General features: G+C 70.9%; 18 protein-coding genes. 12 read left to right on the top strand and 6 right to left on the bottom strand.

All coding sequences use genetic code 11. From position 1 onward, the window contains the following. Positions 1-570 precede the first annotated feature (570 nt). Both ACT1U9_RS08535 and ACT1U9_RS08530 read right to left on the bottom strand, forming a co-directional pair. On the bottom strand, positions 571-2,577 hold the full coding sequence (locus tag ACT1U9_RS08535) for an ABC transporter ATP-binding protein (protein WP_444537752.1): 2,007 nt from the start codon (positions 2,575-2,577) through the stop codon (positions 571-573). Beyond that, positions 2,574-4,370 (bottom strand): ABC transporter ATP-binding protein, encoded by a 1,797-nt coding sequence (locus ACT1U9_RS08530; RefSeq protein WP_444537751.1) that lies wholly within the window; start codon positions 4,368-4,370, stop codon positions 2,574-2,576. The genes ACT1U9_RS08535 and ACT1U9_RS08530 overlap by 4 nt, the downstream gene beginning before the upstream one ends. Positions 4,371-4,520: 150 nt before the next feature. On the opposite strand from ACT1U9_RS08530, the gene ACT1U9_RS08525 reads away from it, so the two are divergent. From ACT1U9_RS08525 to ACT1U9_RS08510, 4 genes are read left to right on the top strand one after another with little or no spacing between them, the layout of a single operon-like run. Continuing rightward, a complete protein-coding gene (locus ACT1U9_RS08525) occupies positions 4,521-5,438 on the top strand; it encodes an ABC transporter ATP-binding protein (protein WP_444537750.1) in 918 nt (305 codons plus the stop codon). Positions 5,439-5,441: 3 nt separating this feature from the next. Beyond that, a complete protein-coding gene (locus tag ACT1U9_RS08520) occupies positions 5,442-6,212 on the top strand; it encodes an ABC transporter permease (protein ID WP_444537749.1) in 771 nt (256 codons plus the stop codon). Positions 6,213-6,237: 25 nt separating this feature from the next. Continuing rightward, entirely contained in the window at positions 6,238-7,488 is a 1,251-nt protein-coding gene (locus ACT1U9_RS08515; RefSeq protein WP_444537748.1) for a sensor histidine kinase, read from the top strand. Then, the gene (locus ACT1U9_RS08510) at positions 7,481-8,125 is read left to right on the top strand and encodes a response regulator (protein WP_444537747.1); all 645 of its coding nucleotides are present in this window, start codon (positions 7,481-7,483) and stop codon (positions 8,123-8,125) included. Before ACT1U9_RS08515 ends, ACT1U9_RS08510 begins: the two co-directional genes overlap by 8 nt. Before the next feature lie 16 nt (positions 8,126-8,141). Here the strand turns inward: ACT1U9_RS08510 and glgX are convergent, their stop codons facing one another. Then, on the bottom strand, positions 8,142-10,406 hold the full coding sequence (gene glgX, locus ACT1U9_RS08505) for a glycogen debranching protein GlgX (RefSeq protein ID WP_444537746.1): 2,265 nt from the start codon (positions 10,404-10,406) through the stop codon (positions 8,142-8,144). A gap of 140 nt (positions 10,407-10,546) precedes the next feature. Between glgX and ACT1U9_RS08500 the strand changes: the two genes are divergently transcribed. The 6 genes from ACT1U9_RS08500 (at position 10,547) to ACT1U9_RS08475 (ending at position 17,346) form a co-directional block, all read left to right on the top strand. Then, positions 10,547-11,803 carry a L,D-transpeptidase gene (locus ACT1U9_RS08500; RefSeq protein ID WP_444537745.1) on the top strand — a complete coding sequence of 419 codons (1,257 nt, stop codon included), beginning with the start codon at positions 10,547-10,549 and terminating at the stop codon, positions 11,801-11,803. A 225-nt stretch (positions 11,804-12,028) separates the two neighbouring features. Next, entirely contained in the window at positions 12,029-13,285 is a 1,257-nt protein-coding gene (locus ACT1U9_RS08495) for a L,D-transpeptidase (protein WP_444537744.1), read from the top strand. Positions 13,286-13,375: 90 nt separating this feature from the next. Next, the gene (locus ACT1U9_RS08490; protein WP_444537743.1) at positions 13,376-14,143 is read left to right on the top strand and encodes an enoyl-CoA hydratase/isomerase family protein; all 768 of its coding nucleotides are present in this window, start codon (positions 13,376-13,378) and stop codon (positions 14,141-14,143) included. A 168-nt stretch (positions 14,144-14,311) separates the two neighbouring features. Then, positions 14,312-14,932, top strand: coding sequence for an ATP-binding protein (locus ACT1U9_RS08485; RefSeq protein WP_444537742.1), 621 nt, complete (start codon positions 14,312-14,314; stop codon positions 14,930-14,932). Positions 14,933-15,361: 429 nt separating this feature from the next. Beyond that, positions 15,362-16,168 (top strand): polysaccharide deacetylase family protein, encoded by an 807-nt coding sequence (locus tag ACT1U9_RS08480; RefSeq protein WP_444539043.1) that lies wholly within the window; start codon positions 15,362-15,364, stop codon positions 16,166-16,168. After that, positions 16,168-17,346 (top strand): YncE family protein, encoded by a 1,179-nt coding sequence (locus ACT1U9_RS08475; protein WP_444537741.1) that lies wholly within the window; start codon positions 16,168-16,170, stop codon positions 17,344-17,346. The genes ACT1U9_RS08480 and ACT1U9_RS08475 overlap by 1 nt, the downstream gene beginning before the upstream one ends. 75 nt (positions 17,347-17,421) lie before the next feature. Here the strand turns inward: ACT1U9_RS08475 and ACT1U9_RS08470 are convergent, their stop codons facing one another. After that, positions 17,422-18,636, bottom strand: a complete 1,215-nt coding sequence (locus ACT1U9_RS08470) for a cytochrome P450 (RefSeq protein ID WP_444537740.1) — start codon at positions 18,634-18,636, stop codon at positions 17,422-17,424. After that, a complete protein-coding gene (locus ACT1U9_RS08465) occupies positions 18,633-19,352 on the bottom strand; it encodes a tRNA-dependent cyclodipeptide synthase (RefSeq protein ID WP_444537739.1) in 720 nt (239 codons plus the stop codon). The genes ACT1U9_RS08470 and ACT1U9_RS08465 overlap by 4 nt, the downstream gene beginning before the upstream one ends. 266 nt (positions 19,353-19,618) lie before the next feature. On the opposite strand from ACT1U9_RS08465, the gene ACT1U9_RS08460 reads away from it, so the two are divergent. Then, on the top strand, positions 19,619-19,831 hold the full coding sequence (locus ACT1U9_RS08460) for an EF-hand domain-containing protein (RefSeq protein WP_444537738.1): 213 nt from the start codon (positions 19,619-19,621) through the stop codon (positions 19,829-19,831). 116 nt (positions 19,832-19,947) lie between these two features. Next, a complete protein-coding gene (locus ACT1U9_RS08455) occupies positions 19,948-20,607 on the top strand; it encodes an NADPH-dependent F420 reductase (protein WP_444537737.1) in 660 nt (219 codons plus the stop codon). A 93-nt stretch (positions 20,608-20,700) separates the two neighbouring features. Here ACT1U9_RS08455 and ACT1U9_RS08450 read toward each other — a convergent pair whose 3' ends face one another. Next, complete coding sequence (locus ACT1U9_RS08450) at positions 20,701-22,071, bottom strand: L-serine ammonia-lyase (RefSeq protein ID WP_444537736.1); 1,371 nt, start codon at positions 22,069-22,071, stop codon at positions 20,701-20,703. Positions 22,072-22,080: the final 9 nt, after the last annotated feature.

The following is a 22,080-nucleotide window of genomic DNA, read 5'->3' as shown; positions in this document are numbered from 1 at the left end:
ACTGGGTGGTACGGGATTGGGGAGAGAGTGCCAGGCGTGGCGAACCGCTGTCAGGAGCGCGTCAAGAACTTGGCTGGAATTCGTCCGTTGTACGACAGACGCCGTTCGTTAAGCGGACGTTTCATGGGTCAACACCAGGACGCAACCGGGGTCTTGGAGACGACCGGATCGACGGGAGTGTCCGGATAAGGACCGTGCGCGACCTGTGCGAACGGGGTGGGCGGGGGTCCGTTTGGGCCCCCGCCACATTGGCCTCAATCCGACTCCGCACTTGCCCTGCGGGATGTCCGCCACGTGGACGGTGCCCTGAGGTATTTCTCCCAGGGGCTGCGCCCCAGGACCCCGCTTCGGGGCTGCGCCCCAGGCCTCGTTTGTCTGCGGATCGTGCTGGGCTGGTCGCGCAGTTCCCCGCGCCCCTGAAAGCCTGTGGCCGGGCCAAGTTCTTCGGCTGCGGCGGACTGCCCAAGGGGCGCGGGGAACCGCGCGACCAGCCCAAGACGGCCCGCAGCCGACGAACCCGGCCGCCCGCCAAGGGCTTTCGGGAAGGGGCGGGTGGGGGAAGAAGGCCCGTTACACCAGGCTCTCCCGCCACGCCCGGTGCAGGTCGGCGAAGCGGCCCGTGCCGGCGATCAGGTCCGACGGGGCGCCGTCCTCGACCACGCGGCCGTGTTCCATCACCAGCACCCGGTCCGCGATCTCCACCGTCGACAGACGGTGGGCGATCACCACGGCCGTGCGGCCGTGCAGAACCGTGTGCATCGCCCGCTGCACCGCCCGCTCCCCGGGAATGTCGAGCGACGACGTCGCCTCGTCGAGGATCAGCACCGCCGGATCGGCGAGCAACGCGCGGGCGAACGCGACCAGTTGGCGCTGACCGGCGGAGATGCGGCCGCCCCGCTTGCGTACGTCCGTGTCGTACCCGTCCGGCAGCCGCGTGATGAAGTCGTGCGCGCCGATCGCCTTCGCAGCCTGCTCGACCTCCTCACGGGTCGCGTCCGGCCGCCCGATCGCGATGTTGTCGGCGACCGTGCCGGAGAACAGGAACGCCTCCTGGGTGACCATGACCACCCCCCGGCGCAGATCCGCCCCCGCGAGCTCGCGCAGGTCGACCTCGTCGAGAAGTACGCGACCCGTCGTCGGGTCGTAGAACCGCGCCAGCAGCTTCGCCAGCGTCGACTTGCCCGCGCCCGTCGAACCGACCACCGCGACCGTCTGCCCCGCCGGGATCGTCAGGTCGAAGCGGGGCAGCACCTCGCCGCCCGTACGGTACGAGAAGCCCACACCCTCGAACTCGATGGCGCGGCCCGGAAGTTCGGTGCGCCGCTCCGGCAGCGGCCGGGGGTGCTCCGGCTCCGGCACCGTCGGGGTCTGGGCGAGCAGCCCGGCGATCTTCTTCAGCGACGAGACCGCCGACTCGTACGAGTTGAGGAACATCCCCAGCCGGTCGATCGGGTCGTACAGCCGCCGCATGTACAGCACGGCCGCCGCCAGCACACCGAGTGCGAGCGTGCCGTCCGCGACCCGGTACGCGCCCCACAGCACCATCGCGGCGACGGCGGTGTTGGCCACGAGCCGGGAGCCGACCACGTACTGGGCCATTTCGAGGATCGCGTCGCCGTTGGCGCGCTCGTGGGTGCGGTTGAGCCGCTGGAACTCCTCGTCGTTGGCGCGCTCGCGGCGGAACGCCTGGACCGGGCGGATGCCGTTCAACGTCTCCGCGAACTTCACTATCACGGCCGCGATCGCCGTCGAGCGGGCGTCGAACGCCACGGACGCCCGGCGCCGGTAGCGCCGTATCAGCAGGTGCAGCGGCGCGTACGAGGCCACCGCGACCGCGCCGATGCCCCAGTCCAGCCAGAGCAGCATCGCGCAGATGTAGACGGACGAGAGCACGACGCCGATGAGCTCCTGGAGCCCCTCGTTGAGGAGTTCGCGGATCGACTCCACGTCGGAGGTGGAGCGGGAGATGAGGCGGCCCGAGGTGTAGCGCTCGTGGAAGTCCACGCTCAGCGCCTGCGCGTGGCGGAAGATCCGGCCGCGCAGATCGAGCAGGACGTCCTGGCCGACCCGGCTGGACGCGCCGATGAACGCGTACTGGAGCAGGCCCGAGCCCAGCGCGCACACGAGGTAGCCGACGGCGACGGCGATCAGCGGCCCGTGGTCGTGCGCCCGGAACGCGGGCACGCCCCGGTCGATCGCGTACGCGACCAGCAGCGGTCCGGCCTGCACGGCGGCCTGTTGGAGCAGGATGAGCAGCACGGTGACCGCGACGCGGCCCCGCATCGGCCGCAGCAGATCGCGCAGCAGCCCCCGGGTCGCCCCGACGGGCGCGGGCAACTCGTCCCGGTCGAAGGGGTCCCCGGTCGCCGAGGGCGCGGCGTCGCGGGGTGCGTCGTCGGCGACCGGTGCGGCGGATCTGTGGGGCGCGTCGTCGCCGTCCGCTGCGGCGCCCGCGTCGGGCGCGTCCACGACAGCCTTCGCCACCGAAACGACCCCCGCCGTACTGGACCCCGCCGCACCCGCCCCCGCCGGTTCCTCCGGATCCGTCTGGCGTTCCGCGCCCGCTGTCGTCGTCATCGGTTCTCCCCCTCGTCGCCCGCGCCCGACATCAGCCAGGCGTACTCGGCGTTGCCGCGCAGTAGTTCCTGATGTGTGCCGACCGCGGTGACGCGGCCGCCGGAGAGCAGCGCGACGCGGTCGGCGAGCATCACCGTCGACGGGCGGTGCGCCACCACCAGCGCGGTCGTGTCGCGCAGCACATCGCGCAGGGCCGCCTCCACCCGCGCCTCGGTGTGGACGTCGAGCGCCGAGAGCGGGTCGTCGAGGACCAGGAACCTGGGCCGCCCCACCACCGCCCGTGCCAGCGCGAGCCGTTGGCGCTGGCCGCCGGACAGGCTCAGCCCCTGCTCGCCGACCTGGGTGTCGACGCCGTGCGGGAGCTCTCGTACGAACGCGGCCTGCGCGACGTCGAGCGCGCGCTCCAGGTCCTCCGGTCCGCCGCCGCCCATGAGGACGTTCTCGCCGACCGCGGCCGAGAAGAGCGTGGGCTCCTCGAAGGCCACGGCCACGAGTTCGCGCACGCGCTCGCGCGGCATCGTGGCGATGTCGACGCCGTCGAGCGTGATGCGCCCGCCGGTCGCGTCGTACAGCCTCGGCACGAGGGCGGTCAGGGTCGTCTTGCCGGACCCGGTCCCGCCGACGATGGCCATGGTCTCGCCGGAGCGGATGTGCAGATCGACGAGGTCGAGTACGGGGGCGGTGTCGTCGGGTGCGTCCGGGTACCGGAAGCTGACGCCTTCGAAGCGCAGCCCGTCCCCGGCGACCGGCGCGCCACCTCGGCGGGGTGCGGGAACAAGGGAACCGGCTCCCGCCTCCTCTTCCTCCCGCTCGTCCATCGCCTCGAAGAACCGTTCCGTAGCCGTCGCCGCCTCCTGGCTCATCGCGAGCAGGAACCCGATGGAGTCGACCGGCCAGCGCAGGGCGAGCGCGGTGGACAGGAACGCCACCAGCGTCCCCGCCGACAGATCGCCGTCCGCGACCCGTACCGTGCCGAGCACCAGCGCGGCCCCGATGGCGAGTTCGGGGATCGTGGTGATCAGGCCCCACAGGGCCGCGAGCAGCCGGGCCTTGTGCAGCTCCGTGCCGCGCAGCCCGCGCGCGTGCTCGGCGAAGGCGCGGGACTGGCTGCGGTGGCGGCCGAAGCCCTTGATGATGCGGATGCCGAGCACGCTCTCCTCGACCACCGTCGTCAGATCGCCCACCTGGTCCTGCGCCTTGCGTGCCGCCAGCGAGTACCGCGTCTCGAAGAGCGAGCACAGGATCATCAGCGGCAGCACCGGAACGATCAGGACAAGCCCGAGCGCCCACTGCTGCGACAGCAGGATCACAAACCCGGCCAGGATCGTCACGCTGTTGACCAGCAGGAACGTCAGCGGGAACGCCAGGAACATCCGGACCAGGCTCAGATCCGTCGTGCCGCGCGACAGCAGCTGGCCCGACGCCCACCGGTCGTGGAACGCCACCGGCAGCCGCTGCACATGCCGGTACAGATCCGCCCGCATCGCGGCCTCGACCCCCGCGAGCGGCCGCGCCACCAGCCACCGCCGCAGCCCGAAGAGCAGCGCCTCCGCGAGCCCGAGCAGCAGCAGGACGAACGCGCCCAGCCACACTCCGCCGGGGTCGCTGTCGCTCACCGGCCCGTCGACGATCCACTTCAGTACGAGCGGGATCACCAGGCCGAGGCAGGAGGCGACGATCGCGACAATTGCCGCGGTGAACAGCCGAGTTCGGATCGGGCGTACATACGGCCAGAGCCTCAGCAGCGTACGTACGGACGACTGGTTCTTGGTGGGTGCATGTATATCGGGCATCAATCACCGAGCCTAAACTTCGGCACTGACAACTCCCACCGGCTTTTCGGCGGAGGACCAAGGTCGTAGGCGCCATCAACCGATCGGTTGATGCGCGGTCGAGCGCGTTGGGCGATGTGGGGGCACCCCGCCCCCGGCGATTCTCGACGCATGCCCATCATCGAAGTCACTGCACTCCACAAGGCGTACGGCCGCACCAAGGCCGCCGACGGGGTGAGCCTCGCGGTCGAGGAAGGCGAGATCTTCGGCGTCCTCGGCCCCAACGGCGCCGGCAAGACCACCACCGTCGAGTGCGTCGAGGGACTGCGGGTCCCGGACGCCGGTACGGTCCGCGTCGCCGGATTCGACCCGGTCGCCGACCACGCCGAGGTCGCCCGTGTCCTCGGCGCCCAGCTCCAGGAGAGCGAGCTCCAGCCCAAGCTCACCGTCCGCGAGGCGCTCGAACTGTACGCGGCGTTCTACCCGGCCCCGGCCGACTGGCGCCCGCTCGCCGAACGCCTCGGCCTCACCCGGCACTTGAACTCCCGCTTCGGCAAGCTCTCCGGTGGCCAGAAGCAGCGCCTGTCCATCGCGCTCGCGCTCATCGGCAACCCCAAGGTGGTGGTCCTCGACGAGCTGACCACGGGCCTGGACCCGCGCGCCCGGCGTGACACCTGGGAGCTCATCGAGGACGTGCGGCGCGGCGGCGTCACGGTCCTGCTCGTCACCCACTTCATGGAGGAGGCCGAGCGCCTCTGCGACCGGATCGCGGTCATCGACAAGGGGCGGGTCGTCGCCCTGGACACCCCGTCCGGTCTCATCGGCCGCGCGCCCGGCTCGACGGTCGTCTCCTTCATCCCGTCCGCCCCGCTCGACGCGGACCAGCTGCGCGGGCTGCCCGGAGTCTCCTCTGTCGACCAGAGCGGCGGCCGCTGGACCGTGCACGGCGGCGACGACACGGTCAACGCCGTCCTCACGCTGCTCGCCCGCCTCCACATCACCGCCCACCAGCTCCGCGTCACCGAGGCCACGCTGGACGACGCGTTCCTGGACCTCACGGAGAACACCCCGCACGGAAAGGCCCGTTGAGCCATGTCGACCATCACCGCTCCCGTAGGCACTCCTTCCGCCGCCCGTGCCGTACTCCGCTCCGAACTGCGGCTCTTCCGCCGCGAACCCGGCGCCCTCTTCTGGATCATGGTGTTCCCGACCCTGCTCCTCACCGTGCTCGGCTCCATCCCGTACTTCCGCGAGCCGGACGCCTCGCTCGGGCACTTGCGGCCGGTCGACTTGTATGTCCCGGTGAGCGTGCTGCTCGCGATGGTGATGGCCGGGCTCCAGGCGATGCCGCCGGTGCTCACGGGGTACCGCGAGCGCGGCATCCTGCGCCGGATGTCGACCACACCGGTGCGGCCCGGCGCGCTGCTCTCCACGCAGATGGGGCTGCACGGCGGCGCCGCGCTGGTCTCGGCGCTGCTCTCGCTCACCGTCGGCCGCCTCGCCTTCGACGTGCCGCTGCCCGGTCAACCGGGCGGATACGTCCTGGCGTTGGCCCTCTCCATCGTCGCGGCTCTCTCGCTCGGTGCCCTGGTCTCCGCGCTCTGCCGTACCGCGAAGGTCGCCAACTCGGCCGGTGCCGCGATGTTCTTCCCGATGATGTTCAGCGCCGGACTGTGGCTGCCGGTCCGCTCGATGCCGGACGTGCTGGCCCGGATCGTCGAGTCCCTGCCGTTCGGAGCCGCCGCCCAGGCGCTCACCGAGGCGGGGGCCGGGGACTGGCCCGATTGGAAGTACCTCGGCGTGCTCGCGCTGTGGACGGCGGTGCTGTCGGGTGCGGCGACCCGCTGGTTCCGCTGGGAGTAGGCGAGGGACTGTGCAGACTGGTGACATGAACGCGGCAGACCGGCAGATCGAACGATGGCAGGACCAGTTCCACACCTGGGGTCCCTACGGGCTGCTCGCCGTGGGCACCCTCCTCGCGGTCACGACCAGCGACCTGACGGGGGGCCTTGCCCCGTGGTGCGAGGCCGGAGGGCTGATCGTCGCCGCGGTGTCGCTCCAGGTGTGGCACGGGCCCCGCCGGGGCCGCCGTACCCCGTCCCGCCGAGGGACCGTCTACTACGCCCTGCGCTGGGCGATCGCCTTCGCCCTCACCTGGCTGAACCCGTTCTTCGCGTTCTACGCGGTCACCGGCTACTTCGACACGGACGAGGTGATCCCCGGAACGCGCCGGCAGCGGCTCGGCCTGTTCGCCACCTCCATCATGGTGGCGGGCTCGCAGTCCGGCGGCATGCCGATCCGCGGCACGACCCAGTGGGCGGTGTTCGCCGGACTCCTGGTCGCCAACAACGCGCTGCTGTTCATCGGTACCCACTTCGCCTTCCAGGAGGAGCAGCGCTCCAGGGACCGCGCCGCCACCATCGCCGAACTCGAACGCACCAACGCGGCGTTGCAGCAGGCGCTCGACGAGAACGCGGCGCTGCACGCCCAACTCCTCGTCCAGGCACGGGAGGCGGGCGTCGCCGACGAGCGGCGACGGCTCGCCGCCGAGATCCACGACACGATCGCGCAGGGCCTGGCGGGCATCATCACCCAGCTCCAGGTGGTGACGAACAGTCAGGACCCGAACGTCGTACGCACGCACCTCGCCAGTGCCCAGTCGCTCGCCCGGGCCAGCCTCGGCGAGGCCCGCCGCTCGGTGCAGAACCTGGGCCCGGCGGCCCTGGAGCACGACGCGCTGCCCGAGGCGCTGAAGAAGACGGTCGCGGAGTGGGGTGCGCAGCAGGGCGTACGGGCCGAGTTCACCGTCACCGGCACCGTCGAGCCGCTGCACGACGAGATCGAGGCGACGCTGCTCAGGATCGCCCAGGAGGCACTGGCGAACGCGGGACGGCACTCGGGCGCGGGACGGGTCGGGGTGACCCTCTCGTACATGGGCGACGAGGTCTCCCTCGATGTCCGCGACGACGGGCGGGGGTTCGACCCGCTGAACGTGGCGCCGCGCTCGGGCACCGGCGGCTTCGGTCTGGACGGGATGCGGGCCCGCGCCGAGCGGATCGCGGGCTCGGTGACCGTCGAGGCCGAGCCCGGTCATGGCACGGCGGTCTCGGCCCGCGTACCGTTGGTCCGCCATGGCTGACGAAACCTCCCTCATCACGCTCCTGATCTGCGACGACCATCCCGTGGTACGGGACGGTCTGCGCGGCATGTTCGCCTCCGCCGACGGCTTCGAGGTCCTCGGCGAGGCGTCCGACGGCGTCGAGGGGGTCGAACTCGCCGCCCGCCTCGACCCGGACGTGGTCCTGATGGACCTGCGGATGCCGGGCGGCGGGGGAGTGGCGGCGATCGCCGAGCTCACCCGGCGCGGCCTGCGTGCGAAGGTGCTGGTCCTCACCACGTACGACACGGACTCGGACACGCTCCCCGCCATCGAGGCGGGCGCGACGGGCTATCTGCTCAAGGACGCGCCGCGCGACGAACTCTTCACGGCGGTACGCGCCGCCGCCGAGGGCCGCACGGTGCTCTCCCCGGCGGTCGCCTCCCGGCTGGTCTCGCGCGTCCGTACCCCGGCCCGGCCCGACGAGTCGCTGTCGGCCCGCGAGCGAGAGGTGCTCGTGCTGGTGGCGAAGGGCACGTCGAACCGTGAGATCGCGCGGGTGCTGTTCATCAGCGAGGCGACGGTGAAGACGCATCTGACGCATATCTACGCCAAGTTGGACGTCAAGGACCGCGCGGCGGCGGTCGCGGTCGGCTACGACCGCAAGATCCTCGGCTGACACCTTTTCGGAGCTGTTACGCCGTCACCCGCAGCACCAGCACCGACCGCGCCCCCACCGTCACCCCCTCCCCGCCCCGATGCGTCCGCGCGGGCGCGTCGGACTGCGGCTCCAGCGCCGTGTCCACCAGCACCTCGTACGCCTCGGCCCACGGCGCCCCCGGGACCGTGAAGCGGGCCGGGCGCGGGCCCGCGTGCAGCACGATCAGGAAGCTGTCGTCCGTGATCGGCGCGCCCCGCGCGTCCCGGCCCGGGATGTCGCGGCCGGAGAGATAGAGGCCGAGGGTCGCGGTCTGCCCGTACCAGTCCCGCTCGGTCATCTCCTCGCCCCGCACGGTGAACCACGCCAAGTCCCGCAGCCCGTCCGCCCCTTGGGCCCGGCCGGAGAAGAACGCGCGGCGGCGCAGCACCGGGTGGCGGTGGCGCAGCTCGACCAGGCGCCGCGCCAGATCGAGCAGCCCGCGCGGGCCGGGCGTGTCCAGGAGGGTCCAGTCGACCCATCCCACCTCGCCGTCCTGGCAGTACGCGTTGTTGTTGCCCCCTTGCGTACGCCCCATCTCGTCCCCGGCGACCAGCATCGGCACCCCGGTCGAGACGAGCAGGGTCGTCAGTAGGTTGCGCAGCTGGCGGCGGCGCAGGGCGTTGACCCGGGGGTCGTCCGTCTCGCCCTCGACCCCGCAGTTCCAGGACCGGTTGTCGTCCGTGCCGTCCCGGTTGCCCTCGCCGTTCGCCTCGTTGTGCTTGCGCTCGTACGACACCAGGTCGCGCAGCGTGAAGCCGTCGTGCGCCGTGATGAAGTTGATCGAGGCGTACGGGCGGCGGCCGCCCCACGCGTACAGGTCGCTCGACCCCGACAGGCGGTAGCCCAGGTCACGCACGTCCGGCAGCGCGCCGCGCCAGAAATCCCGTACCGCGTCCCGGTAGCGGTCGTTCCACTCGGTCCACAGCGGCGGGAAGGAGCCGACCTGGTAGCCGCCCCGGCCCACGTCCCACGGCTCCGCGATCAGCTTGACCCGACGCAGGACCGGGTCCTGGGCGATGACGGCCAGGAACGGGGAGAGCATGTCCACGTCGTGCATCGAGCGGGCCAGCGCCGCCGCCAGGTCGAAGCGGAAGCCGTCCACGCCCATCTCGGTGACCCAGTACCGCAGCGAGTCGGTGATCAGCCGCAGCACCTGCGGCTGCACCACGTGCAGGGTGTTGCCGCAGCCCGTGTAGTCGGCGTACCGGCGTCCGTCCGACTGGAGGCGGTAGTAGCCGCGGTTGTCGATGCCGCGCAGCGACAGGGTCGGGCCCAGCTCGCCCGCCTCCGCCGTGTGGTTGTAGACCACGTCGAGGATGACCTCGATGCCCGCCGCGTGCAGCGCCCGCACCATCCGCTTGAACTCGCCGACCTGCTGCCCGGCGGTCCCGGACGCGGAGTACGCGGCGTGCGGCGCGAAGTAGCCGATCGAGTTGTAGCCCCAGTAGTTGCGCAGCCCCCGCTTGAGCAGATGGTCCTCGTGGGCGAACTGGTGCACCGGCAGCAGCTCTACGGCCGTCACCCCCAGCCGTACGAGATGGTCGAGCGCGGCCGGGTGCGCCAGGCCCGCGTAGGTGCCGCGCAGCTCCTCGGGGATGTCCGGGTGCCGCTTGGTGAAGCCGCGTACATGCAGCTCGTAGATGACCGAGTCCGCCCACGGCGTCTTGGGGCGGCGGTCGTCGGCCCAGTCGTCGTCATCGTGGACGACGACGCCCTTGGGGACGTACGGGGCCGAGTCGCGGTCGTCGCGTACGGTGTCGGCCACATGCTGCTGCGTCCAGTCGCGGACATGCCCGTACACCTGCGGCGGCAGGGCGAAGTCGCCGTCCACCGCGCGCGCGTACGGGTCGAGGAGCAGTTTCGCCGGGTTCCAGCGCGCGCCGGTCCACGGGTCCCAGCGGCCGTGCACCCGGTAGCCGTACCGCTGCCCCGGCCGGATGCCGGGCACGAAGCCGTGCCAGATCTCATGGGTGAGCTCGGCCAGCGCGAGGCGCCGCTCGGCGCCCGCCGCGTCGAACAGACACAGCTCGACCGACTCCGCTCCGCCCGCCCACAGTGCGAAGTTGGTGCCCGCCACCCCGTCGGGACCGACCCGGAACCGGGCCCCCAGCGGGGTCGGCGCGCCCGGCCAGACCGGCGGCCGCAGCGCCCCCGGCTCCCCCCGGTGACCTCGGTGCCCGTTGAGCCCGCGGCGCCGTTCCTCCTCCGGAACCGGCCGCTCCACGCCCCGCTCTGCCTCCTGCTCGGCTGCGCTCGACACCCCTCGGCCTCCCGCGGCTCGGCGCCTGGACGGAGCGCGGCGTCCCGGCCGTGCTCCCCACGCGTGTCCTTGCACGTTTTCTTCCCGTTACCCGGCTCGTACTCACGTTTCCCTGGGCGGGGCGCGGTCGTTGAGCGGGCGTGAGATTCGTACTGAAGCGGGCAGGAGCGACCGGCGCGGGCGCTCCTACATGGGTGGTGCTGGCGGCCGTACTGGTGGCCGGGCTGAGCGGGTGCAGCGGCGACCGCCTCGACATCGGCGACGTCGGCAAGGTCGGCGACGTGGTCGCGGGCAAGGCGGCCTCGCCCCGGCAAGCGATCGTGGTGACCCCCGACGACGGGGCCAAGGGCGTCAAGGCGGACGGGAGGATCGAGGTGCGGGTGCCGGGCGGGCGCCTGGAGCGGGTCAGGGTGATGAAGGCCGAGGACGCCCAGCCCGAGGAGGTGCCGGGCACGATCTCCGACGACGGGCTCTCCTGGTCGCCGAGCCAGGACGCGGCGGGTCGGCTCGAACTGGCCGCCAAATACACGGTGGACGCGGTGGCGCTGGACGGCCAGGGCCACCGCCAGGCCCGGCACACCAGCTTCACCACGCTGGTGCCCGAGCACCGGTTCATCGGCTACTTCAAGCCCGAGAACCGCTCGACCGTCGGCGTCGGCATGATCGTCTCGTTCAGCTTCAACCAGGCGATCGTGAACCGGGCGGCCGTCGAGCGCGCCATCAAGGTCACCTCGAAGCCGCCGGTCGCGGTGGTCGGCCACTGGTTCGGCAAGGAGCGCCTGGACTTCCGCCCCAAGGAGTACTGGAAGCCCGGCACCAAGGTCACCGTCGACATGAAGCTGCGCGATGTGCCGGGCGCGCCCGGGGTCTACGGCATCCAGGAGAAGAAGGTCGGCTTCACCATCGGCCGCGCCCAGGAGTCCCTGGTGGACGCCGAGGCGCACACGATGGAGGTACGCCGGGGCGGCGAGCTGGTCAGTACGATCCCGATCTCGGCCGGTTCGCCCAAGAACACCACGTACAACGGCAAGATGGTCGCGATGGAGATGTTCGACGTGACCCGGATGAACAGCCGGACCGTCGGATTCGGCGGCGAGTACGACATTCCGGACGTCCCGCACGCCATCCGCCTCACCGCCTCCGGCACCTTCCTGCACGGCAACTACTGGGCCACCTCCGGCACGTTCGGCAGCTCCAACACCAGCCACGGCTGCGTCGGGCTGCGCGATGTGAAGGGCGGCAGCCCGGACACCCCGGCCGGCTGGTTCTTCGACCGCACGCTCGTCGGGGACGTGGTGGAGGTCGTCAACTCCCGCGACCGGACGGTCGCCGCCGACAACGGGCTCGGTGGCTGGAACCTGGACTGGGCGAAGTGGAGGGCGGGCTCGGCCCTCTGACCGCCCCTCGGCCGGCGTACGGCCCGGTACAGGTTCCGATGACGTCCAGATGTCGCCACAGCGAACGCACAGGACCATTGGGACTGAACAGTGACATTCGCGAGGCCTTGAGCGCGCGTCCGGTGTGATTACCTAGGCAACCGTGCGCGCGCGAGGACGCGCGCGGGGGTGATTGTCAGTGCGGGCCGTGGCGTGAAGCAGGCCGCGCGAGGGGAGAGAACTGTCGTGAACGGGCAGCCAATTTCGGGGGCTCCACACAGAGCGGCGGGACGTCGGCGGGGTACGCCGGGCCTGCTGGCTCTGCTGCTGGGGGCGCTGCTTCTGCTGGTCACCGCGTGCGGTGGCGGCGACGACTCGGGCAGCGGCGACGGCAAGGGCAAGGGCGGCGCCGGCAAGGCGGCCGAGGACACCAAGGCCTCGGCCGCCGTCGTGACGATCGCGCCCAAGGACGGCGCGGGCGACGTGGAGACCAGCGGGGCGCTGAAGATATCCGCGGCCCAGGGCAAGCTCTCCGCCGTCGCGGTCGCCGACACCAAGGGCAACGCGGTGGCCGGAAAGATATCCGCCGACGGCAGCTCCTGGACCCCGGACCTGAACCTCGCCGCGGCCACCAAGTACAAGGTCCACGCGGTCGCCAAGGACGACAAGGGCCGTGAATCGGCCAAGGACACCACCTTCACCACGCTGGTCCCGAAGGACACCTTCGTCGGTCAGTACACCCCGGAGGACGGCGACACCGTCGGCGTCGGGATGCCGGTCTCCATCAACTTCAGCCGGGGCATCACCAACCCGGACGCCGTCCAGAAGGCCATCAAGGTCACGGCCGACCCGGCCGTCCCGGTCGAGGGCCACTGGTTCGGCAACGACCGCCTGGACTTCCGCCCCGAGAAGTACTGGGCGGCGGGCACCAAGGTGACCGTCAAGTTCAACCTCGACGGCGTCGAGGGCCGGCCCGGCGTCTACGGCAAGCAGACCCGTACGGTGAAGTTCACCGTCGGCCGCTCGCAGGTCTCCACGGTCGACGCCAAGGCCCACACGATGACGATCGTGAACGACGGCAAGGTCCTCAAGACCATCCCGATCAGCGCGGGCGCGCCCTCGACGACCACGTACAACGGCCAGATGGTCATCAGCGAGAAGTACGAGATCACGCGGATGAACGGCGCCACCGTGGGCTTCGGCGGCGAGTACGACATCAAGGACGTGCCGCACGCGATGCGTCTGTCCAGCTCGGGCACCTTCATCCACGGCAACTACTGGGGCGACCCGTCGGTGTTCGGCTCGACCAACACCAGCCACGGCTGCGTCGGCCTGGAGGACGACCGCGGCGCGGGCAACCCCTCGACCCCGGCCGCCTGGTTCTACAACCACTCGCTGATCGGCGACGTGGTCATCGTCAAGAACTCCAAGGACAAGGAGATCCAGCCGGACAACGGCCTCAACGGCTGGAACCTGTCCTGGGCGGACTGGATGAAGAAGTAGCCGTACAGGACACGCCCTGACGGGACGGACCCGGTCGCTGTGACGCACAGCACCGGGTCCGTCGTCGTTAACGCCGATTAACCTGCTGCCATGACTGTGACCCTCGAAGTCTCCGAAGGCGTCGGCACCATCCGCCTGGACCGCCCCCCGATGAACGCCCTGGACATCGCGACCCAGGACCGGCTGCGCGAGCTCGCCGAGGAGGCGACCCGGCGCGAGGACGTGCGCGCGGTCGTCCTCTACGGAGGGGAGAAGGTGTTCGCGGCCGGCGCGGACATCAAGGAGATGCAGGCGGTGGACCACACGGCGATGGTCCTGCGGTCCCGCGCCCTGCAGGAATCCTTCACCGCCGTCGCCCGTATCCCCAAGCCCGTCGTCGCGGCGGTCACCGGCTACGCGCTGGGCGGCGGCTGCGAGCTCGCGCTCTGCGCCGACTTCCGTATCGCCGCCGACAACGCCAAGCTCGGCCAGCCGGAGATCCTGCTCGGCCTGATCCCGGGCGCGGGCGGCACCCAGCGCCTCGCGCGCCTGATCGGCCCGTCCAAGGCCAAGGACCTCATCTTCACCGGCCGGATGGTCAAGGCGGACGAGGCGCTCGCGCTCGGTCTCGTCGACCGTGTGGTGGCGGCGGAGAAGGTGTACGAGGAGGCGCACGCGTGGGCGGCGAAGCTCGCCCAGGGTCCGGCGCTCGCGCTGCGCGCGGCCAAGGAGTGTGTGGACGCGGGTCTGGAGACGGACATCGAGACCGGGCTCGCCATCGAACGGAACTGGTTCGCGGGCCTGTTCGCGACCGAGGACCGCGAGCGCGGGATGCGCAGCTTCGTCGAGGAGGGCCCGGGTAAGGCCAAGTTCCTCTGAGGGGCGGCTGGTTGACGGGTGCGGACGTGCGGTGGACGGCCTTGCGGACAACAGCCGTCCACCCTGCGGGTGGATTAGCCTGGCCTTAAAGAAACCTTAAGTACGACCGCTTCCGAACGCTTGGTGATCATTCAGGCGCGGGCTGTCATCGCAGGCCGGGGGTGGTTTGTGCGGAGTCGACCGCCCCCGGCATATGCTGAACCGGCCCTGCGGAACCTCTGGTTCCGGGGGCCGTTTTCCCCGGGAACGGCCCCGCGGGCCTCTTCGGGCGGCCATGATGGATCCATGGCGGGGCTGGAGGGTGTGGAACAACCGCGGCAGCGCGGCAGCGCGACCGCGGCTCGGTGGACGCCGGCCGTCGAGGACGAACGGGCGCTCCAGGCACTGGAGTTGTTCGGCAACCCGACGGAAGAAGAGGTGCGGCTGCCGTCCCGCCCCGAGTCGGCCGCCACCGCGAGACGGCTCACCCAGTGCGTGATACTGCGCCAGTGGGGCCTGTCCCCGGCGCTCGCCGAGCAGGCGATCCTGCTCGTCTCCGAACTGGTCGGCAACGCCGTGCGGCACACCGGCGCGCGCGCCTTCGGGCTGCGGATGCTGCGCCGCCGGGGCTGGATCAGGATCGAGGTGCGCGACCCCTCGCGCGGGCTGCCCTGTCTGATGCCGGTCCATGAGATGGACACCAGCGGCCGCGGGCTCTTCCTCGTCGACAAGCTCTCCGACCGCTGGGGTGTCGACCTGCTGCCCCGGGGCAAGACGACGTGGTTCGAGATGCGCGTCGCCGACCGCTGAGCCGGGCCACAGGGCTGCGTCGCCGGGTCGTGCCCCGGATACGCCGAAGCCCCCGTGCGTGCCGGGGTGGGGCGTGCTTGCGGGGGCTTCTGCGGAGCGCCGCCGCGGACCGAAAGGGGTGTGATCCACGGCGACTGAAGACGACCGGGCTCGGGTCAATGAGGGGTCGTGTCCCCGACTATGGCAGACGGGGGGCCTTCACGCCAAAAGTCCTTACTCGGACAAACGTCCACATATCGCCACAGTTTAGCTGTGAATCGTAGGTGAGCTAGAGCACGGGCCTTCTAAATGGTGAATAAATATCGAACCAGATGGGTCTTTCATCGATCCAGTAGATCTCGATCATGGCGTGTCCGGGGCGACCCGCAAAGGTCCTCAATTGGGTCAATCATTACGTTCCGCCCCCTGCCGCACTTAAATGTCCATGTGCTGAATCCATTTCCCCGTGGGGTCGACCGCCGCAGTGCACTGCGAGCCGGGGCGGGGGCGGCCGTCGCGGGGGCCTTCGCGGCCGGCTGCTCGGACGACAGGGGCGGCGCGGCCCCGGCGTCCCGCTCGCCCACGCCCGCCGCGTCCCGCGCCTCCGCCCGGCCCGGCACCACCCGCGCCGCCCCCGCGCCCCGCTCGTATCCCGGTCAGCCCGGCCAGATCGCCCACGGGCCCCGGGACCGCCCGATGGTCGCGCTCACCTTCCACGGCCAGGGCGACCCCAAGATCGCCAACGCCGTCCTCGCCGAGGCCGAGCGCGGCGGCGCCCATGTCACGGTCCTCGCCGTCGGCAGCTGGCTTGACGAACACCCCGAGATGGCCCGCCGCATCCTCGACGGCGGCCACGACCTCGGCAACCACACCCAGCGCCACATCGACATCTCGGCCCTGCCCGAGCAGGAGGCGTACGCGGAGATCAGCGAGTGCGCGGACCTGCTGCGCCGGCTCACCGGCTCCGTCGGGACCTGGTTCCGCCCGTCCCGCACCCAGTACGCGACGCCGCTCGTGCTGAAACTGGCCCGGCGCGCGGGGTACCCGCACGTCCTGTCGTACGACGTCGACTCGCTCGACTTCACCTCGCCCGGCGCCTCGGCCGTGACGCGCAACGTCACCGGGCGGATCCGCAACGGATCCGTGGTGAGTCTGCACTTCGGCTACGCGGACACGGTCGCCGCGCTGCCGGCCCTCCTCGCCGACCTCGACCGCCGCCATCTGCGCGCGGTGACCACCACGGAGTTGCTGACCTGATGCCGACCACCACCAAGAGGACCGCCGCGCTGTTCGCCGGCCTCCTGCTCGCCGCGCTCGCCGGCTGCTCGTCCGGGGACAAGGGCGGGAACGAGGCCCTGGGCACCAAGGCCGTCGCGCCGCCCGTGCAGAAGAAGGCCGCGGTGCAGGGCCTGCCCGGGATGCCGCCGGTCCTGGACCCCAAGGACGCCTACGCCGCCGACCGGCCCAACGCCCTCCAGCCCGCCGTGAAGAACTTCCTGGACCGCGTGTACGTGCCGAACACCAACTCCAACACGGTCTCCGTGATCGACCCCAAGACGTACAAGGTCATCGAGACCATCCGGGTCGGCCACCAGCCCCAGCATGTGGTCCCGTCCTGGGACATGAAGACGCTGTGGGTCAACAACGACCTCGGCGACAGCCTCACCGCCATCGACCCGGCGACCGGCAAGGTCGGCCGCACGGTCCAGGTCTCCGACCCGTACAACCTCTACTTCACGCCCAATGGCAAGTACGCGGTCGTGATGGCGTCCATGGACCGCGAGCTGGCGTTCCGCGACCCGGTCACCATGAACCGGGTCAAGACCGTGCCGGTGCACTGCGCGGGCGTCAACCACGCCGACTTCTCCATGGACGGGCGGTACTTCATCGTCTCCTGCGAGTTCTCCGGCGAACTGCTGAAGGTCGACACCGAGAAGATGGAGGTCGTCGCCCATCAGAAGCTGCCGTTCGACGGGGCGATGCCGCAGGACGTCAAGATGTCCCCGGACGGCAAGACCTTCTACATCGCGGACATGATGGCGCACGGGATGTGGGTCCTGGACGGCGACCGGTTCAGCACACCGACGCTGCTGCCCACCGGCAAGGGCTGCCACGGCCTCTACATCAGCCGCGACTCCAAGGAGATGTACATCTCCAACCGCGGCGAGGGCTCCATCTCCATCTTCGACTTCACCCAGAACAAACTCACCAAGAAATGGCATCTGCCGGACGGCGGCAGCCCCGACATGGGCGGTGTCTCGGCGGACGGCAAGGTGCTGTGGCTGTCGGGCCGTTACGACGCCGAGGTGTACGCGATCGACACCGCCACCGGCAAGGAGCTCGCCCGGATCCCGGTCGGCTCCGGCCCGCACGGCCTGGCGGTCTACCCGCAGCCGGGCCGCTACTCGCTGGGGCACACCGGCATCTTCCGCTGAGGCAGGTCGAGTTCGTACGTACGGCTGCCCCCGGGGATCGCCCGGGGGCAGCCGTGTGTCCGCCGCCTTCCGGGTTCACCAGAGGACGGGCAGCCGCTCCGGCAGGCGCTTGATGAAGCCGGTGCGCCAGACCAGTTGCTCGGGCGGGACCGCCAGGCGCAGTCCCGGCAGCCGCTCGACCAGGGCGGTGAGCGCGATCTCCGCGTGCACCTTGCCCAGGCCCGTAGCCGGGCAGAAGTGGCGGCCCGCGCCGAAGGAGAGGTGCGGGTTGTGCTCACGGTCGAGGTCGAGCCGGTCGGGGTCGGTGAAGACCTCCGGGTCGAAGTTGGCCCCCTCGACCAGGACGAGCACCAACTCGCCCTTTCTCACGAGGACTTCGCCGACCTGGGCGTCCTCGGTCGCCAGCCTCGGCAGGCCGTCGCCGATGGACAGGTTCCAGCGCAGCAGCTCGTCCACGGCCCGGCCGATGCGCTCCGGGTGCTCGCGCAGATACGCGATGAGCTCGGGGTGCTGGAGCAGCGCGAGCACCGCCAGGACCAGGAACGCGGACGTCGAGACGGCGCCCGCGCCGAAGAGCGAGACCGCGACCGTCGCCAGCATCTCGTCGGTCAGATGCGCGGACTCCTCCTCCGTGCGCAGATCGGCGAGCCGGGCGAGCAGGCCCGCGCGCTGGTCCGGGGGCGCGTTGAGCCGGTCGACCATGTAGCCGAGGTCCTTGTACCAGTTGAGCCGGGAACCCTCGAAGGAGTGCGGGCTGGTCATGAACGCGATGTCCAGGCCCGACATCAGGCGGCGCCAGTCCGCGAACGGCACCCCGATGACCTTGCAGTGCAGCGCCGCCGAGAAGGGGTCGGCGAACCCCGCCCGGAAGTCCGCCGGAGGGCCCTCGGCGAGCAGCCCGTCGACGAACTCGTCGGCCCGCTCCCGCAGCCACTCGCGCAGCCCGTCGGTGCGCGGGTTGAGCGCCTTCATCACGGCGCCGCGCAGCCCCGCGCTGTTGATGTTGCCCATGTTGTTGACGACTTCCGGCGGGATCGTCAGCGCGTACTGGCGCGGTGCGTCCGGGGCCGCGGTGTCCTTGAGGCTGAACCGGTCGTCCTCCAGGACGCGTTTGGCCAGTGCGTAACTGCTCACCAGCCAGGCGGTGTCGCCGGTCATGGTGCGCACCTTGGCCACCGGCTCCTTGGCGCGCAGCGCGGCGCACTCCTCGGGGAGTACGTCGCCGCGCCGGCCGAGCGGGAAGTCGAGGAGGCGCTGGGTGCCGGTGCTGGTGCCGGTCGGGCCGCTCATGCCGCGACTCCTTGCGTGGGGACGGGGTGCGGGCGCACGACCGCGTACGCCTGGTTGCGGGAGGCGCGCAGGCCGCCGCCCTTCGCGTAGAGCAGCTCGGTGAGCGGGATCAGTGCGTGGTAGCAGGACACCGAGGAGGGCACGCCGAGGATGCCCGGGGTGTCGAGGAAGAAGGGGAGTTCGGCGGCGATGTAGTCGAGGCAGGCGGCCAGTTGCTCGGGGCTCGCCTGGGTGCCGTCGGCCTTGCCCGAGAGGAACGCCGCGGCCATCTCCTCGCAGCCGGTGCGGAATTCGTGGTCGGTGGCGAGGAAATGGCTCACCCGGCGGTGCAGCAGGTCGTACACCTGGTTCCCGGCGAACTCCGAGAGCGCGTGCACACCGACCGGCAGATCCGGCCGGGCCGCCTCCTCGACGCCGCGCACGATGCGTCGGCGGACCGCCTTCAGTTCCTTCGACGCCCGCCGCTCGGCGTGCTCCTCGTCGTAGCCGAACGCGGCGAACATCCGGGCCACATGGCGGTCGGCGTAGACGAGATCGACCCGGTCGAAGCGGGCGGAGGCCCAGCGGACGAGCTCGGCGATGCGGTCCGCGCTGAAGTAGCTGTTGCCCGGGCTCACCCCGATGAGGACGTGATCGCCCTCGTCCCAGATGAAGCGGCAACTGCGGGTGAATGGCTGGAAGGTAAACGTGGTGGTTGCTTCAGTGGTGGCAGTCACTCCTGAATCGCCCCAGCGCCGCGAGTCCCTGGGAGCCCTGTGCTCCCGGTGTGGCGGCGACAGCACGAAGTTATCGCCCGGGTGCGGAGCGTAGGGAAGGGGGCCCCGGTCTTTTGGCGGGAATTCGACCCCTGGAAACCCCGGAGGTGATGTTTGCGGGCGGGGCGACGACCAAGGGTCCTCGGCGACCGGCCGCCGCACCGGGCGGGCCCGGGGCCCGTTAGTCTGACCCCCGTCAAAAACGCACCAAGATAGGGGTGGACCCAGTGGCGGACATCGAAGAGGCCCGCAAGGCGTTCGCGAAGCTCGACGTCAACGGCGACGGTGAGATCACCGCGGCCGAGTACAAGCAGGTCATGGCGCAGCTGGGCGACTTCCACGTCACCGAGACCGTGGCCAAGGCGATCATCGCGGCCAAGGACGCCAACGGCGACGGCAAGCTCTCCTTCGAGGAGTTCTGGGCGTCCCTGAACAAGTGACCCCGCCTCCGGCCGGGCGGCCCGACAAATACGTGCCGCCCGCCCGGAATTTCCTTCCGGCCACCCGAGTTGTGGATCTCGCAACGCAAGGCAACGACACGGGGAAGGCCAGTTTCATGAAGATCGGCATCATCGGCGCGGGCAACATCGGCGGCAATCTGACCCGTCGTCTCACCGCGCTCGGGCACGACGTGTCCGTCGCCAACTCGCGCGGCCCGCACACCCTGACGGCCCTCGCGGAGGAGACCGGGGCCACGCCCGCCGACATCGCGGACGTCGCCAAGGGCGCGCGGCTCGTGGTCGTCACCATCCCGCTCAAGAACGTCCCCGACCTGCCCGCCGGATTCCTGGACGGCGCGGACGAGGACGTCGCCGTGCTCGACACCGGCAACTACTACCCCCAGCAGCGCGACGGCCTGATCGCCGAGATCGAGGCGGGGCTGACCGAGAGCCGCTGGACCGAGCAGCACATCGGCCACGCGGTCGTGAAGGCGTTCAACGGCACGTACGCCGAGGACATCATCGACAAGGCCCTGCCCAAGGGCGACCCCGGCCGTGTCGCGCTGCCGGTGGCGGGCGACGACGAGGCCGCCAAGCAGCTGATCCGCGACGTCATTGACGAGCTGGGCTTCGACACCGTGGACGCGGGCGGCATCGACGAGTCCTGGCGCCAGCAGCCGAACACCCCGGTGTACGGGCTCCGGGGCGGCGTCGAGGAGATCACCGAGGCGCTCGCGGCGGCCTCGCCGGAGCGCACGGACGACTTCAAGGCGTGATGGTGCGTCCCCGCGCCCCAAAGGGGCGCGGGGAACTGCGTGACCAGCCACAGACGGTCCGCAGTCGAATAACCGCACTACCAGCGGAGCGCCTCAGCACTCGATGATGTTGACCGCGAGGCCGCCGCGCGCGGTTTCCTTGTACTTGACCGACATGTCCGCGCCGGTCTCCTTCATGGTCTTGATGACCTTGTCCAGGGAGACCTTGTGGCTGCCGTCGCCGCGCATCGCCATCTTCGCGGCGGTCACGGCCTTCACGGCCGCCATGCCGTTGCGCTCGATGCACGGGATCTGGACCAGACCACCGACGGGATCGCAGGTCAGGCCGAGGTTGTGCTCCATGCCGATCTCGGCGGCGTTCTCGACCTGCTCGGGGGTGCCGCCCAGGACCTCGGCCAGGGCGCCCGCGGCCATCGAGCAGGCGGAGCCGACCTCGCCCTGGCAGCCGACCTCGGCACCGGAGATCGAGGCGTTCTCCTTGAAGAGCATGCCGATGGCGCCCGCCGAGAGCAGGAAGCGGACCACGCCCTCGTCGTCGGCGCCGGGCACGAAGTTCATGTAGTAGTGCAGCACGGCCGGGATGATGCCCGCGGCGCCGTTGGTGGGCGCGGTGACCACGCGGCCGCCCGCCGCGTTCTCCTCGTTCACCGCCATCGCGTACAGCGTCGCCCACTCCATCGCGTGCGCGTCCGGGTTGCCCTCGGCGCGCAGCTGGCGGGCGGTCGTGGCGGCGCGGCGGCGGACCTTCAGGCCGCCCGGCAGGATGCCCTCACGGGACATGCCGCGCGAGACGCACGCCTGCATCACACGCCAGATCTCCAGGAGCCCGGCGCGGATCTCGTCCTCGGTGCGCCAGGCCTTCTCGTTCTCCAGCATCATCGCGGAGATCGAGAGGCCGGTCTCCTTGGCGAGGCGCAGCAGCTCGTCACCGGTGCGGAAGGGGTACTTCAGGACGGTGTCGTCGGGCATGATCGGGTTCTCGCCCGCCACCGCGTCCTCGTCCACGACGAAGCCGCCGCCGACCGAGTAGTACGTCTTCTCCAGGACCAGCGCGCCCTCGCTGTCGTACGCGAAGACCGTCATCCCGTTGGCGTGGTACGGCAGCGCCTTGCGGCGGTGCAGGATCAGGTCCTCGTCGAAGTCGAAGGGGATCTCGTGGGCGCCGAGCAGGTTGATCCGTCCGTCGGCCTTGATCCGCTCGACCTGCTCGTCGGCGCTCTCCACGTCGACCGTGCGGGGCGAATTGCCCTCAAGGCCGAGCAGGACCGCCTTGGGGGTGCCGTGGCCGTGGCCGGTGGCGCCGAGCGAGCCGTACAGCTCGGCCCGTATCGAGGCGGTGTGGGCCAGCAGGCCCTCGTTCTTCAGGCGGCGCGCGAACATCCGGGCAGCGCGCATCGGGCCGACCGTGTGGGAGCTGGACGGGCCGATGCCGATCGAGAACAGGTCGAAGACCGAGATGGCCACGGGAGGACT

It is taken from the genome of Streptomyces sp. BR1 (genome assembly GCF_052373795.1).
In the GTDB taxonomy this organism is placed as follows: Bacteria; Actinomycetota; Actinomycetes; order Streptomycetales; family Streptomycetaceae; genus Streptomyces.
The sequence above is the reverse complement of the archived record's forward strand: the minus strand, read 5'-3'. Positions and strand labels throughout refer to the sequence as shown.

Coding starts and splice junctions, on each gene's coding strand:
- ACT1U9_RS08530 (WP_444537751.1), bottom strand. CDS start 4,370: ATGCCCGATATACATGCACCCACCAAGAACCAGTCGTCCGTACGTACG.
- ACT1U9_RS08475 (WP_444537741.1), top strand. CDS start 16,168: ATGCCGACCACCACCAAGAGGACCGCCGCGCTGTTCGCCGGCCTCCTG.
- ACT1U9_RS08470 (WP_444537740.1), bottom strand. CDS start 18,636: ATGAGCGGCCCGACCGGCACCAGCACCGGCACCCAGCGCCTCCTCGAC.
- ACT1U9_RS08510 (WP_444537747.1), top strand. CDS start 7,481: ATGGCTGACGAAACCTCCCTCATCACGCTCCTGATCTGCGACGACCAT.
- ACT1U9_RS08525 (WP_444537750.1), top strand. CDS start 4,521: ATGCCCATCATCGAAGTCACTGCACTCCACAAGGCGTACGGCCGCACC.
- ACT1U9_RS08455 (WP_444537737.1), top strand. CDS start 19,948: ATGAAGATCGGCATCATCGGCGCGGGCAACATCGGCGGCAATCTGACC.
- ACT1U9_RS08490 (WP_444537743.1), top strand. CDS start 13,376: ATGACTGTGACCCTCGAAGTCTCCGAAGGCGTCGGCACCATCCGCCTG.
- ACT1U9_RS08520 (WP_444537749.1), top strand. CDS start 5,442: ATGTCGACCATCACCGCTCCCGTAGGCACTCCTTCCGCCGCCCGTGCC.
- ACT1U9_RS08535 (WP_444537752.1), bottom strand. CDS start 2,577: ATGACGACGACAGCGGGCGCGGAACGCCAGACGGATCCGGAGGAACCG.
- ACT1U9_RS08515 (WP_444537748.1), top strand. CDS start 6,238: ATGAACGCGGCAGACCGGCAGATCGAACGATGGCAGGACCAGTTCCAC.